The sequence below is a fragment of the Bifidobacterium scardovii JCM 12489 = DSM 13734 genome (genome assembly GCF_001042635.1).
In the GTDB taxonomy this organism is placed as follows: Bacteria; Actinomycetota; Actinomycetes; order Actinomycetales; family Bifidobacteriaceae; genus Bifidobacterium; species Bifidobacterium scardovii.
Map to the genome: position 1 here is coordinate 3,108,100 of NZ_AP012331.1, position 13,599 is coordinate 3,121,698.

The 13,599-nt window shown below is 64.4% G+C and carries 11 protein-coding genes; 3 read left to right on the plus strand and 8 right to left on the minus strand.

Features of this window, described 5'->3' with window-relative positions; translation table 11 throughout:
- The first annotated feature begins 59 nt into the window (after positions 1 to 59).
- Positions 60 to 1,055, plus strand: a complete 996-nt coding sequence (gene rlmB, locus BBSC_RS12470; protein WP_033518335.1) for a 23S rRNA (guanosine(2251)-2'-O)-methyltransferase RlmB — start codon at positions 60 to 62, stop codon at positions 1,053 to 1,055.
- 220 nt (positions 1,056 to 1,275) lie between these two features.
- On the opposite strand, the gene BBSC_RS12475 is transcribed toward rlmB, so the two are convergent.
- The 6 genes from BBSC_RS12475 to BBSC_RS12500 all read right to left on the minus strand — a co-directional run bounded on the left by BBSC_RS12475 (position 1,276) and on the right by BBSC_RS12500 (position 7,566).
- Positions 1,276 to 2,685 (minus strand): DUF4032 domain-containing protein, encoded by a 1,410-nt coding sequence (locus BBSC_RS12475; protein WP_033518337.1) that lies wholly within the window; start codon positions 2,683 to 2,685, stop codon positions 1,276 to 1,278.
- A gap of 193 nt (positions 2,686 to 2,878) precedes the next feature.
- Entirely contained in the window at positions 2,879 to 4,006 is a 1,128-nt protein-coding gene (locus BBSC_RS12480; protein ID WP_033518340.1) for an ABC transporter ATP-binding protein, read from the minus strand.
- A 299-nt stretch (positions 4,007 to 4,305) separates the two neighbouring features.
- Complete coding sequence (locus BBSC_RS12485) at positions 4,306 to 5,067, minus strand: GntR family transcriptional regulator (protein WP_033518343.1); 762 nt, start codon at positions 5,065 to 5,067, stop codon at positions 4,306 to 4,308.
- 205 nt (positions 5,068 to 5,272) lie between these two features.
- Positions 5,273 to 6,655 carry a PTS ascorbate transporter subunit IIC gene (locus BBSC_RS12490; protein ID WP_033518345.1) on the minus strand — a complete coding sequence of 461 codons (1,383 nt, stop codon included), beginning with the start codon at positions 6,653 to 6,655 and terminating at the stop codon, positions 5,273 to 5,275.
- Between the two features lie 40 nt (positions 6,656 to 6,695).
- The gene (locus BBSC_RS12495; RefSeq protein WP_033518348.1) at positions 6,696 to 6,992 is read right to left on the minus strand and encodes a PTS sugar transporter subunit IIB; all 297 of its coding nucleotides are present in this window, start codon (positions 6,990 to 6,992) and stop codon (positions 6,696 to 6,698) included.
- 133 nt (positions 6,993 to 7,125) lie between these two features.
- Entirely contained in the window at positions 7,126 to 7,566 is a 441-nt protein-coding gene (locus tag BBSC_RS12500; RefSeq protein ID WP_231649234.1) for a PTS sugar transporter subunit IIA, read from the minus strand.
- 296 nt (positions 7,567 to 7,862) lie between these two features.
- On the opposite strand from BBSC_RS12500, the gene BBSC_RS12505 reads away from it, so the two are divergent.
- On the plus strand, positions 7,863 to 8,648 hold the full coding sequence (locus BBSC_RS12505) for a LytR/AlgR family response regulator transcription factor (protein WP_033518350.1): 786 nt from the start codon (positions 7,863 to 7,865) through the stop codon (positions 8,646 to 8,648).
- The gene (locus BBSC_RS12510; protein WP_046726196.1) at positions 8,645 to 9,985 is read left to right on the plus strand and encodes a sensor histidine kinase; all 1,341 of its coding nucleotides are present in this window, start codon (positions 8,645 to 8,647) and stop codon (positions 9,983 to 9,985) included. The genes BBSC_RS12505 and BBSC_RS12510 overlap by 4 nt, the downstream gene beginning before the upstream one ends.
- Positions 9,986 to 10,321: 336 nt before the next feature.
- Here the strand turns inward: BBSC_RS12510 and BBSC_RS12515 are convergent, their stop codons facing one another.
- Positions 10,322 to 10,894: a GtrA family protein gene (locus BBSC_RS12515; RefSeq protein ID WP_033518410.1), complete on the minus strand. Its 573-nt coding sequence runs from the start codon at positions 10,892 to 10,894 to the stop codon at positions 10,322 to 10,324.
- Positions 10,887 to 13,340 carry a beta-glucosidase GluB gene (gluB, locus tag BBSC_RS12520; protein WP_033518352.1) on the minus strand — a complete coding sequence of 818 codons (2,454 nt, stop codon included), beginning with the start codon at positions 13,338 to 13,340 and terminating at the stop codon, positions 10,887 to 10,889. Before gluB ends, BBSC_RS12515 begins: the two co-directional genes overlap by 8 nt.
- Between the last annotated feature and the right edge of the window lie 259 nt (positions 13,341 to 13,599).

A 13,599-nucleotide genomic window follows, 5' to 3' on the forward strand; every position in this document is an offset into this window, starting at 1 on the left:
AGTCGCCGCGCAATGGTCCGCACGACGATTTGGCGCGGGGTGCTGGGACAATGAAACCTATGGTTATCAAGAAAGGACCGACCAAGGGGTCGGGTGGAAAGCATCGCAACGCGCTTCGCGGCAAGGGGGCGACTCCCAAGGCCGAGGATCGCGTGTACCACAAGGCATACAAGGAAAAGAAGGTCGCCGATCGGCGCAAGATGGCCGATCCTCGTCTGGCGGCCCGCCGCCGCGCGGCCAAGTTCACGTCGGATTCGGACGATCTGGTCATCGGCCGCAACGCGGTGCTCGAGGCGCTGCGCGTGAATGTGCCCAGCTCGCAGCTGTACATCGCCGCGCGCATCGAGCATGACGACCGCACGCGCGAAATCGTGCGTCTCGCCGGCGTGCAGGGGCTGCACCTGCTGGAGGCGGATCGGCTGGAGATGGACCGCATCGCGCGTTCGTCCAACCACCAGGGCGTGGTGCTCAAGGTGCAGCCGTACCAGTACTCGTCGCTGGCCGATCTGGCCGACCGTGCGGAAAAGAAGGCCCGCGCGATGGAGGCCGCCAATTCGGCCGCGGCCCGCATCAACGCGCGCCCGCTGTTCATCGCCCTCGACGGCGTGACCGATCCGCAGAACCTCGGCGCGGTGATCCGCTCGGCGGCCGCGTTCGGAGCCAACGGCGTGATTCTGCCGGAACGCCGATCCGCATCGGTGACCGCGGCCGCATGGAAGGTGTCGGCCGGCGCGGCCGCGCACATGCCGGTGGCCCGCGTGGTGAACCTGACCAAGGCGATCGAGAGCCTGCGCGAGCGCGGCTACTACACGGTCGGCCTTGACGGCGGCGGCGACAAACTGGTCGGAGAGACCGGGTTCGAAGCCGACCCGCTGGTCGTGGTGCTCGGTTCGGAAGGCAAGGGGCTGAGCCGTCTCGTGCGCGAGGCGTGCGACGCCATCGCCGGCATCCCGATCACGAACATGGTCGAATCGCTCAACGCCTCGGTGGCGGCCGGCATCAGCCTGTATGCGGTCGCGCGCGCAAGGCGCGACGCCGCCGCGGCTCAGCAATAACCACTGGATTCGCGGCTGGAGTTGGCCGACCAGAGCTGGCCAAAGCGCGCAGTCCGCTCCTTACCATCAGTATGAAAAGAGCTGCATCGTAATAAACTTTCTTATAAGAAAGTTTATTACGATGCAGCTCTTTTCATGCTATGCAGGCACGAGCCAACGGCCGCATTTTACGTCTGTCTTGGCGGCGGCCCATCGGGGCCGCCGCCAGCGATTCCGGGGCTCAGTGGCTCCACACCGCCGCGTCCGGGTCGTCGTCCGGGTTGTAGCCGTCGCCGTCATCACCGTAGGTGTACTCGTCGTCGACCACGCCGGAATCGGCTTCGGCGTTGAGCGCGTCCACATCCTTCTTGTCGAGCTTGTACTGCGGCAGCACATTTTCGACGTAGCTCTTCACCGCCTCGGCCATGGGCACGTCGTGGCCGGCCTTTTCGGCGAGGAACCAGCGGTGGTCGAGCACCTCGTGGAAGAACTGCGCGGGCTGGATCTGCGAGCGGTATTCGCGCGGAATCATGCGCACGGTGGGCTCGAACACCTCGCGCATCCAATCGGTCGCGACGATTTCCAGTTCCTCGCCCTCACGCCACGTGGACGCGCGGTAGGCGTCCAGATCGTTGAGCAGGCGGCGGGCCTGGTTCTCCTGCACATCCAGACCGGTCAGGCGCAGCAGCTTGCGCGACGCGTATCCGGCATCGACCACGCGCGGGCGCACCAGCACGCGCTTGCCGTCCTCGGCGGTCTTCATCTCCAGCTCGTCCACGTCGAAGCCGAGATCGTTGAGCTTGTTGACGCGCTTCTCGATCTTCCACATCTCGTCCGGGTTGAACTTGTCGGTGTCGGTGAGCGCGCTCCACAGCGAATGGTATCGGTCGGCGAGCCGGTTTCCCGTCTCGATCTCGTCCACATCGCCGGGCAGCAGCATGCCGGAGCTCAGATCCATGAGTTCGCCGATGATGTTCGTTCGCGCCAGATCGATGTCGTATTCGCGCTGGCCCTCGGTCAGGCTCACATGCAGATCACCGGTCTCGGCGTCGACCAAGAACGCGGAGAACGCGTCGGCGTCACGCAGGAACAGCACGTTCGACAGGGACACGTCGCCCCAGTAGAAGCCGGCCAGGTGCAGGCGCACCATAAGCACCGCCAGGGCGTCGATCAGGCGCTCCGCGGTGTCCGGGCGCAGGTTGCGGGCGAACAGCGCGCGGTACGGCAGCGAGAACTTCAGATGCTTGGTGACGAGGATCGCCTCCAGAGGTTCGCCGTCACGGGTGTGGCGGCCGGTGACCACGGCGATCGGCTGCACGGTCGGCAGATCGAGCTTCTGCAGCCGGCGCAGCAGCTCGTACTCCCGCTCCGCCACCTGGCGGGTGATCTCCTTCATGGCGTAGACCTCGTCGCCGACGTGCACGAAACGCACGACATGCCGGGAAATGCCTCGCGGCAGATTGGCAAGCAGGTCCGCGGGCCACGTCGCCAGCGGCTTCTCCCAGGGAAGCGTGAACATTTTGGGATTCGAGCTCGCCGCGGTGATCTTCAGAGCCTGCGGCTCGGGGGTCTCGGCCGAGGCATCCTCCGCTTTGACGGATGTGGCCTTGAGCGCGCGCGGATCCAGCTGGGGCAAATCATTCAATTCCATGGGTTCCATGGTACTGGGGAACGTGGTCACGCAACGCGGCGATGGACCGCCCGCCACGCGGAAACGGAACGGGAACCGGCCCGCAAAAAAGAAAAGCCCCGCAACTACGCGGGGCTTTTCCAACGAGGCTTAAGAGAGGAAGAGAACGCCTCGTTTAATGGTTGGCATGATCAATGACCATACCAAGTATCTACTAGTTCAGACGCAGCTCGGTCGACGGAGAGAACAGGTGCATCTTGGACGGATCGATCTTGATCTTGACGGTCTCGCCGACCTTCGGCAGCGCACGCGGATTCACACGAATCGTGGTGAGCTTGTTCTGGTCGGACATGACCTGCGAGGCCTCAGCCGCGGAACCATCGGTGATGATGTTGCCGTAGATGTAGCCGTCGGAGCCCAGATCCTCGACGTTGACGACCTTCAGGGAGAAGGCGTTCGGATCGTCCGGGGTCGCCAAGCCGGCGTCCTCGGGACGGAAGCCGACGACGATCTGGCCGTTGTCCTCAGCGGTCAGCTTGTCAACAGCTTCCTTCGGCAGCTCAACGGTATCCTCACCGATCTTCGCCTTGCCGTTCACCACCGGGTGGGTGTTGATGTTCATCGACGGGGAGCCGATGAAGCCGGCGACGAAGACGTTGGCCGGACGATCGTACAGCTCGGTCGGAGCGCCGACCTGCTGCAGGATGCCGAGCTTGATGACGGCGATGCGATCGCCCATCGTCAGAGCCTCGGTCTGATCGTGGGTCACGTACAGGGTGGTGACGCCGAGCTGACGCTGCAGGGCAGCGATCTGCGTACGGGTCTGCACACGGAGCTTCGCGTCGAGGTTCGACAGCGGCTCATCCATGAGGAAGACCTTCGGCTCACGAACGATTGCACGGCCCATGGCCACACGCTGACGCTGACCACCGGACAGAGCCTTCGGCTTGCGATCGAGGTACTCGGTCAGGTCGAGGATCTCAGCGGCCTTCTCGACGCGCTTGCGGATCTCGTCCTTCGGGGTGCCGGCGATCTTCAGAGCGAAGCCCATGTTGTCGGCGACGGTCATGTGCGGGTACAGAGCGTAGTTCTGGAACACCATGGCGATGTCGCGGTCCTTCGGCTGCATCGTGGTGACATCCTTGCCACCGATGAGGATGCGGCCCTTGTTGACCTCTTCCAGGCCAGCGAGCATGCGCAGGGTGGTCGACTTACCACAGCCAGACGGGCCAACCAGAACCAGGAACTCGCCGTCCTTGATATCCAGATTCAGATCATCCACAGAGGGCTTGTCATTGCCCGGGTAGATACGAGTGACATGGTCAAAAACGACTTCTGCCATAATGTTTCATCCTTTCAGAGGCAGGTACGTGCCTCACGATCCGTTGTGGAAGGTTTCGGTGCTTCAGTTCACAGCTCACAACTTCGACGAAGCCATAAACATCGGCGTTTTTATTTTCTTCGGTTCGTTGAAGACTCTCTTCGCTGAGCCATATTCCACTATACACGCCAAAATCGTTTCGTCAACGCGTTTCGCGAAATATGTGTCGCGATCCGGACGCATCGCCGCCGCATGCCGAACCGTCCATCGCACCCATCGACGCGGCCACCCGGCGACGCGGCCACCCGGCGATGCACCGCTCAGGACTGAACCGGCCCGGCGTCCCTCTGCGAATGGATGATGAATGATATCTCGCTGTCATCCGGAGCATGCAGCGTCGTGCTGAACGCGATCGTCGAACCGAACTCGTCGATCACGGTGGAATCGATCTCCAGCACCGGAGCGCCGTCCGCCACGCCGAAATGCCACGCCATCCGCCCGTCCAGCACGCGCACGCGGGCAGTCACATCGTTCTCCACCAACCTGATCGCGTACGTGGATTCAAGGTACTCGTACAACGAATCGAAGGCGAAGCCCTCGTCATGCAGTCTGGGGAACCGGGCCGCGGCCACGTAGATGACCGAATGCTGGCGCACGCCGTCGTCCACGTACCGCAGTCGCTCGATCCGGATCAGCTCCGTCTCCTTATCGAGCCCCAGCTGCGCGGCCGCCCCGCCGTTGCGCACGATGCTGTTGTCGAGCACTTTGGTCTTTACCGTGCCGCCCGGATCGGCCGACCGGGGGGAGAAGCCGAAAATGAAATCATCGAGCGAACGCCGCCGGCTCCCCGACGGCGAATCGGCGGGGCCGACATCGGTGCGGAAGGTGCCGCGGCCCTGTTCGCGGACCAGCAGCCCCTCATAGATAAGGTCGCCGATGGCGTGGCGCAAGGTGATGCGGCTGACCCCGTACTGATCGCACAGCTCGGGCTCCGCGGGCAGCTTTTCGCCGGGTTGCATGGCCTGGATACGCTGCCGCAGGTTATCCCTGACCGCCACGTATTTCGGAACGCCCTCCGCCATGGTTACCTCCTCGGTACGACTGTACTGCCCTCGACGTTGCGACGCACAAGGGCCCCGAACATCCGGCATGATTCCCTGACGTCAAGTATGCCATTGCCGGGAGCGGCACTTCGGCGCACTCCCGGCAATAGGCCAATGATATCGGGACCATGGTCCACCCGTACTGGGCACACGCCCATCATCATAGACGGGCGATCACCGACCGTCACTGCGTGTCGGCGGCGGCCTTCCTGGCATCCCGGCGGCCCATCAGCGCCGAGGCAATATAGAAGATCACCACCGCGGCGACGATGCCGACGATCAGCGCGATCTGCCCGCCTGCGCGGTTCATGTATCCGAGCAGGATGCCGGCGACGCCGAAGTCGGCATCGGAGTACGTGGCGTTCGCCAGGCCCGTGTCGCCGAGCACCGGCAGCAGGAACAGCGGCAGGAACGTGATCGCCAGGCCGTTGACGAACGAGCCGATCACCGCGCCGCGCACGCCTCCCTGGCCGTTGCCGATCACGCCGGTCGCGCCGCCGGTCATGAAGTGCGCCACGATGCCGGGAATGATGATCGTGGAGCCGGCCAACGCCATGATGCCCATGCCGACGATGCCGCCGACGAAGCTGGAGATGAAGCCGATGAGCACGGCGTTCGGGGCGAAGGTGAAGATCATCGGCACATCGAGCGCGGGCTTGGAGTTCTTCACGAGCTTCTCGCTGATGCCCTTGAAGGCGGGGACGATCTCGCCGAGCACCACGCGCACGCCGGCGAGGATGATGAACACGCCGGCGGAGAACGTCGCGGCCTGCAGCACGGCGAAGACGATGAAGTTCTGGCCATTGCTCAGCTTGGACTCGATGTAGGGGCCGCCGGCGAACAGGGCGACGATCACGTAGATAACGGCCATCGACAGGGCGATGATCACGGTGGTGTCGCGCAGGAAGCCCAGCCCGGAGGGGAACTTGATGTCCTCGGTGGACTTGGACGGGTGCTTCCTGGAACGGGTCAGGCGCGCGACCAGGCCGCCCAGCGCGATGCCGGCGCCGCCGGTGTGGCCGAGCGCCACGTCGTTCGTGCCGGCCGCATCCTTCATGAACGGCTGCACGAGCGCCGGGGAGATCGTGACGATCAGGCCCTGCGCGATGGAGCCCCACAGGATCACGCCCCAGGTCGGCATGCCGGCGACCTCGAGGATCACCGCGACCATCGTGGCCATGTAGAACGCCACATGCCCCGACAGGTAGATGTACTTGAAGCGGGACGTCATCGACAGCAGGATGTTCACGATCATGCCGAAGAAGAAGATCAGGGCCGCCTCGGAGCCGTACTTCACGAGTACGGGACCGACGATGGCCTCATTGTTCGGCACGACGCCCTGCACGTTGAACGCGTGCTGGAACATGCTGCCGAAGGGGTCGAGCGCGCCGGAGACGACCGACGCTCCGGCGGCGAGCACCAGGAATCCGACGAGCGTGCAGATGGTGCCCTTCATGATGTCGGTGGCCTTCTTGCGCTGCACGGCCAGGCCGATCAGCGAAATCAGGGCCACGATGATGGACGGTTGACGGAAAATGTCAAGCAGAACCGATAATGCGCCGTTCATATTCTCTCCTTTGAGTCGAATGCTCTATCCGCCGGTCCGATTACTTGTTCGGCGCTTCGACGCCGTGACGCTCCAGGGCGGCGGCCACCTGCTTGGTGATGTTGTCCATATCGATCAGGCTGTCGAGCACGACCACATCGGGCATCAGGCCGACCGCCGCCTCGGCGATGTCGCGGCCGACGAACAGCACGTCGGCGGAGGTCGGCGTCACGGATGCGATGTCCATGTGGTCGGTCTCGACGCCGTCGACGCCGAGATTCTTCAGCGCCTTCTCGATGTTGAGCTGGGTCATGAAGCTGGAGCCGAGGCCGGAGCTGCACGCGGTGATGATCTTCATGGGAGTTGCCTTTCTCTGTGCGTTCGGACGCATCCGAACGACTTGGTGATTGTTGATGGAGGTTATTGATTGGAGGGGGTGACGTGCGTAAGACCGGCGCCAGGCCGGTGCGGTCAGGCCAGTTCAGGCCGGTTCAGGCCAGCGCGGCGGCCAACTCGTCGGCGTCGCCGGCCGCGTTCATCGCGGCGAGCCTGCCGGCATCGGTGAGCAGGCTGGCCAGCGCCTGCATGAGATCGATATGCGCATTGGCGTCCTGCGCGGCAAGGCAGAACATGGTGACGATCGGATGGGCCTCGTCATCGGCCAGCAGGAACGGCTCGCCGACATGCAGCACGGACAGCGAGGTGGCGACCACGCCGGTCTCCGGACGCGCGTGGGCCAACGCCGCTCCCCCTCCCAAATCGATATACGTGCCGCCTGGGGCGCTGATCGACGCCTTGATCGCATCGACGTATCCATCGGTGATGGTGCCCGCATCAAGCAGCGGACGTGCGACCATATCGACGGCCTCGCTCCATCCCGAAACATGATCGGCGTACAGCATGCCGCCCGGCTGGAAATACGACGTAAGCACGGTGCCTCCTTGCAGCTTGTCCGTTATGGAAGATTCGGCGCGGCCCGTTCCGCAACCAAATTCGTAATGTCATCATATCGTCATAACGTCATACTGTCATACCGGCGTGTCGCACATGCCCATTGGCCCGATCCACCCCCAGCCCATGGCTGCGCGCAAGCACCGGCGCCGTGGCCCTCGGGCCCCTGACCCCCTTCGGTTTTTTGACGGATGCGCCCGCGCTGCGCGGCGATGCCGCATTGCGGCGCCTACGGGATAGAATCAAGACAAGGTCGTGGAGGCAGGGAGGTATCGCCATGCGCAGTATTCGGATCGGCGTGGTCGAGGACGATCCAGCAGCCTGCCAGCGCGTGCTCGACTACCTCAACCGATACCAGTCGGAATTCGGCGAGCAGTTCACGGTATCCGTGTTCGACGATGGCGCGAAGATCGTGGAGCGGTACACGCCGGCATACGACATCCTGCTGCTCGACATCGAAATGAAGGACATGGACGGCATGGAGGCCGCACGCCGCATCCGTGAGCGCGACGACTCGGTCGTGATCATCTTCATCACCGCGGCGCCGCAATACGCGATCAACGGCTATGAGGTGCAGGCGCTGTCGTATCTGCTCAAGCCGGTGCCCTGGTTCGCGTTCAGCCAGGAGATCAAACGGTCGATCGCCATGGTGCGCCGCCGTTCCGACGAATCGATGCTGGTCGACACCGGTTCCCGGCAGATGCGCCTGGAGCTCGCCGACGTGCTTTACATCGAATCGATCCGCCACACGATCATCATCCATACGTTCGGCGGCAAACTGTCGATCACCGGAACGCTCAAGGACCTAGAGACGCGGCTGTCAGGCCACGACTTCTTCCGCTCCAACTCCTGCTACCTGGTGAACCTGCGCCATGTGACCGGCGTGGAGGACCAGGACTGCCTGATGCCGAACGGCGAGCGCCTGCGCGTCAGCAGGCCTCGCAAGAAGGCGTTCCTCGCGGCCCTGACCGATTACATGGCCGCCGGCCCGCGCTCCGGCGCGACACCCGGCACGGCTCCCTCCGGCACTTCCCCAACCGCTTCCGCGGGGGCGGCGCAGTGAGCATCGCATACGCCGCCGGCAGCGCCATCGCCTACGCACTGCCCGATATTCCCCGCGCATACACCGCCATCTGCGAGTGGCTCGCCTGCATCGTGTATCTCGCCGTGATCTACCGGCGCGTGCCGAGGCATCGCACGGTCGCGGCATCGGCCATCGGCCTGTTCGCCATGATCGGCATCCAGTACCTCGCCGGCATGATGCCCCTGTGGCTGTGGACCTTCGGCATGCTACTCGCATTCCTTGTCATGTATCTGATCGTGCTGTTCGGCGCGGGAACCGGCAAAAGGGAGGGGCTCTACATCGCGGCCCGCGCGTTCGTGCTCGCCGAGCTGGTGGCGTCGCTGCACTGGCAGCTGGCGACGTTCATGGGCGTGCGCGACAGCCTCTCGCAGTTCGAGTGGCAGTCGGTGGTGACGCTTGCCCTTACCTATGCGGCGTGCTTTGCGCTGGCATGGATGGCGGAGCGAGGCAATTTCAGCTCGGAGGAGCCCACCGGCGTCACCGCGCAGCTGGCGGTCGCCACCGTGGCGATCACCATCGTGACCTTTGCGATGAGCAATCTGAGCTTTGTCTCGACCAACACCCCGTTCTCCGGCAGCGTCGGTCAGGAGGTGTTCTATATCCGCACGCTGGTGGACCTGTGCGGCTTCGTGCTGCTGTACGCGCAGCAGGAGCAGGCGCGCCGCCTGGAGGCGAGCGCCGAACTCGCCTCGATCAACGCCCAGTTGAAAAGCCAGCACCAGGAATATCTCGCCTCGAAGGAGAACATCGAATCGATCGGGCGTCTCGCGCACGACCTCAAGCATCAGATCGCCGCGCTGCGCGCCGAGGTCGACCCGGAGCACGCGGCGGCGGGATTCGAGCAGCTGGAGGCGTCGGTCGCCGAGTACAGCGCCCAGCAGCATTCCGGCAACCCCGTACTCGACGTGATCCTGACCGCCAAGACCCGCACCTGCGCGGACCACGGCATCACCTTCACCGCGGTGGCGAACGGCAAGCTGCTGTCCGGCATGTCGTCGATGGACATCGCCTCGCTGTTCGGCAACGCGCTCGACAACGCCATCGAAGCGACCGGCAAGCTGCCCGACCCGCAGCAGCGGCTGATCCGTCTGGCGCTGTACGCGCAGGACAGGTTCACGGTGATACGCGTCGAGAACTACTACGATGCCACGCTGCGCACGGACAATGCCGGCAACCTGCGCACCACCAAGCGGGATTCCTCACGACACGGATTCGGCGTCAAGTCGATCCGGCACATCGCCGCGCAGTATGGCGGCGAGGTCACGATCCGAACCGAAGACCATTGGTTCGTGCTGACCGTGCTGCTGCCGCGGTAATTATTCGGCGCCGATAACGGCATGCCTTGGGATTCCGGGATTCCGACATTCCGCATCCGTTCGCTCTCGCCGCGGCCGACATCGGGCGCGACCGTGAAAGAAGACCGAATATCCGGATCACGCGGACCATATTGCATCGTACCCTCGAGTTGTCGGTGCGCACCTTGGCAGCACAGGCGCTTTTGAACGTTACAACCCATAGGTAAAACGTTAAAGCCGACGCCTTCGCAGGAGCCACGCACCGACAACTCGCACCCGCACGACAACGGGGCCTTTCCGCATGCGAAAAACCATGCGGAAAGGCCCCGGCCATCATGAACGCATTGCCGCGGGAACCTACTTGTTCTTGGGCATGATCCAGAACTTGAGCAGCGGGTAGCTCACGATCACGGCGAGCACGGTGTTGACCACGGAGGCGATGGTGCCGGCCACGCCGGCGCCCATGCCCCAGCCCTGGCACAGGGAGGTGACGTACCCCGGCAGCACGAGGTTCACGACCACGATCACCACGGCGAGGATCGCATACTTCCACGCGGCGTCCTTGAAGCTGGAATCGGACTTGAACACCCACTTCATCTGCACGAAGAAGTTCACGACCTGCGCGATGGCCTCGGCGCACAGGAAGGTGAGGAATCCGCCAAGGCCGTTGCCGCTTTCCGGATAGTTGAAGATCAGGAAGTGGAACGGGGTGGTGATGCCTATCGCGGAGACGAACACCGCCGTGCCGATCCAGGTGACCGCGAAGCGGGCGATCGTCGACACGTTCGACAGGATGTTGAACAGGATGAACTCCCAGATGTTCGGGTGCGCGTTGATCCAGCGGCGGATCGGCCCGGCCTTCCTGGCACCGGGAGTACCGGGGGTGCCGGGCGTGCCCGGGGTATCGGGGGTGTTGGCGGCGTCAGTCATGATTCAGCTCCTTTTCAGTGCGCTTGTTTGCCGATTGGTTGCGGAAGTAGCCCGCGATGATGCCTCCGAGGCCGCGGAAGGTGTGTCCGTTCGCGATCTTGACGATCGCATCGACCATGGCCGCGTCGACCATGCCCTGCGTCATCTTGCTCATGGCCCGCGGCGGCATGTTCAGGATGAACAGCGTGTTGAGGTCCGGGGCCCCGGTCTTCTGGCGGGTCTTCGCCTCGTTCTTGATAAGCGTCTTGGCGACCGTCCTGGCCACGAAGCCCTTCGAATCGACCCAGCTGGAGATCGGATCGTTCACGCCGAAGGTCGTCGGCTTGCCCGGGGCGATGACGTCGCGCCTGAACAGCACGGTCATCTCGGCGTCGGTCACGTTCTTCACGTCACCGGTCAGGTAGTGGCCGAGCGCCGGATCGGCGGGGACGGCATCCACGTCGCCGGCGACGGCGAACGGCGTGCTGAGCGGCAGATCGGCGGCATTGCCGCCGACCATCAGCGTCCATACGCCGGATTCGGTCTTCCAGCCGTTGGCGGCCACGTCGAAGTGTCGGAACGTGTACCGGTCGAACGCGATGCGCACGGTTGCGGTCTCATGGGCGGCAAGCGCGACCTTCGCGAATCCCTTGAGCTCGCGGTCCGGGCGCAGCACGCCGCCCTCCGGCCCGCGCACGTACAGCTGGGCCACGGTGGCTCCGGCGACGTCGGAACCATTGGTGACGGTGAAGCTCACGCCGGTCTCGTCGGCCGTCAGCCCGCCGTAAGCGAACGAGCTGTAGCTCAGACCGTAGCCGAACGGGAATCGGACCGGCACCTGCACGGTCCCGTAGTAGCGGTACCCGACGAACGGCCCCTCGCGGTAGATCGCATCGCGGCCGACGGCCGGATACCAGCCGGAGGACGGGCAGTCGTCGTAGCGCATCGGCCAGGTTTCGGCCAGATGCCCGGACGGATTGACCGCGCCGGTCAGCACGCGCGCCGCGGCGGAGGCCCCGGCCTGACCGGACAGGCCGATGTACAGCACGGCTTCCACGTCGTCGAACCACGGCAGCTCGACCGGCGAGCCGGCGACCAGCACGGCGATGACCGGCTTCCCGGTCTTCGCCAGCGCGGCCATCAGATCGTTCTGCACCTTCGGGATCGCCATCGTGGAGCGGTCGAGCCCTTCGGATTCGCTGCGCTCGTCAAGGCCGACGACGGCAAGGATCGCGTCGACGTCGCCATGCGCGGCGAGAGCGACCGCATCCTCAATGAGCACGCGGTTCTCGGCGCCATGGCGGTCGTATCCCTGCTGATACCCGGCAACGGTGATTCCGCCCATGGCCGTGAGCTCGTCAAGCAGGTTCTCGTCCCTCGTGGCGTTCACCTTGGACGATCCGGAACCTTGGAAGCGTGCGGTCTTGGCCATGTCACCGACCACCGCGACGCGGGCGCCGGCCTTGAGCGGCAGCGTGGCGGACGCGTTGTCGCCTTCGCCGACGATGGCGTTCTTGAGCAGCACCGACGAGTTTTCGGCCACCTTGCGGGCCACCTCGTGGTGCGCCGCGGCGACGCCGTCCTTGAGCAGATCGTCGCGGCCGACGCCGGCAAGCCTGGTCGCCGCGGCGATTTTCGCTACCTCGGCGGCACGGGCATTGAGATCCGCCTCGGACAGGGTGCCGGCCCTGACGGCCCCCTCCAGCTCGCGCACGGAAGTGAAACCGGGCGAGGGCATTTCAAGGGATCCGCCGGCCTTGACCGCGGCGACCGCGGAGTTCGATCCGCCCCAGTCGGAGACGACCATGCCGTCGAAGCCCCATTCGTCGCGCAGGATGTCCTGCAGCAGGTGCTTGTTCTCGTGCGCGTACACGCCGTTGATCTCGTTGTAGGAGGTCATGATCGTCATCGGCGCGGCCTCGCGCACGGCTATCTCGAACGCGGTGAGATAGATCTCGCGCATCGTGCGTTCGTCGATCACGGAATTGGAGGCCTGCCGGCACAGTTCCTGGCTGTTGACCGCGAAGTGCTTCGGGCAGGCGGAGACGCCGTTGGACTGGATGCCGCGGATCAGGCCGGACGCCATGCGCCCCGCGACGATCGGATCCTCGGAATAGTACTCGAAGTTGCGGCCGCACAGTGGATTGCGCTTGATGTTCATGCCCGGTCCGAGCAGCACGTTCACGTCGAGATCGTGGGCTTCCTGGCCGAGCGCCTCGCCCATCTCCTCGGCGAGCGCCGGATCCCACGAATTGGCGACCGTGCCGGCCGTGGGGAAGCAGGTTGCGGGTTTGGACGCGCCGAGACCCAGATGGTCGCCCTCGCCGAGCTGGCGGCGCACGCCGTGGGGACCGTCGCTCATCACGAAGCTGGGGATGCCGGCACGGTCGTTGCCGCGCGAGTCCCATTCGGACCCGCCGGACAGCATCGCGGCTTTCTCGGCGACCGACAGTTCTTCAAGTTCCATATCGTTCTCCCTTGCACTGACTTACCTTGACGAATCCGTGGCGCCGGACCGCCGGCACCGCGTCTGTGCAGTGGTGCGGCCGGTGCGGGAACCCGCGGCGTACGATTCATCGCTAGTCTGATTGAATCAGGTCCCGGGGGGCTTCAACCCCCGGATTACACAACCTGTCGTTTCACGCGCACGATTGGTCGGAAGGATGCGGTCAACGGCAAGTAACATCGCCGCTCGCTCCCCGACAGACAGTTCCAAATAACTTCTC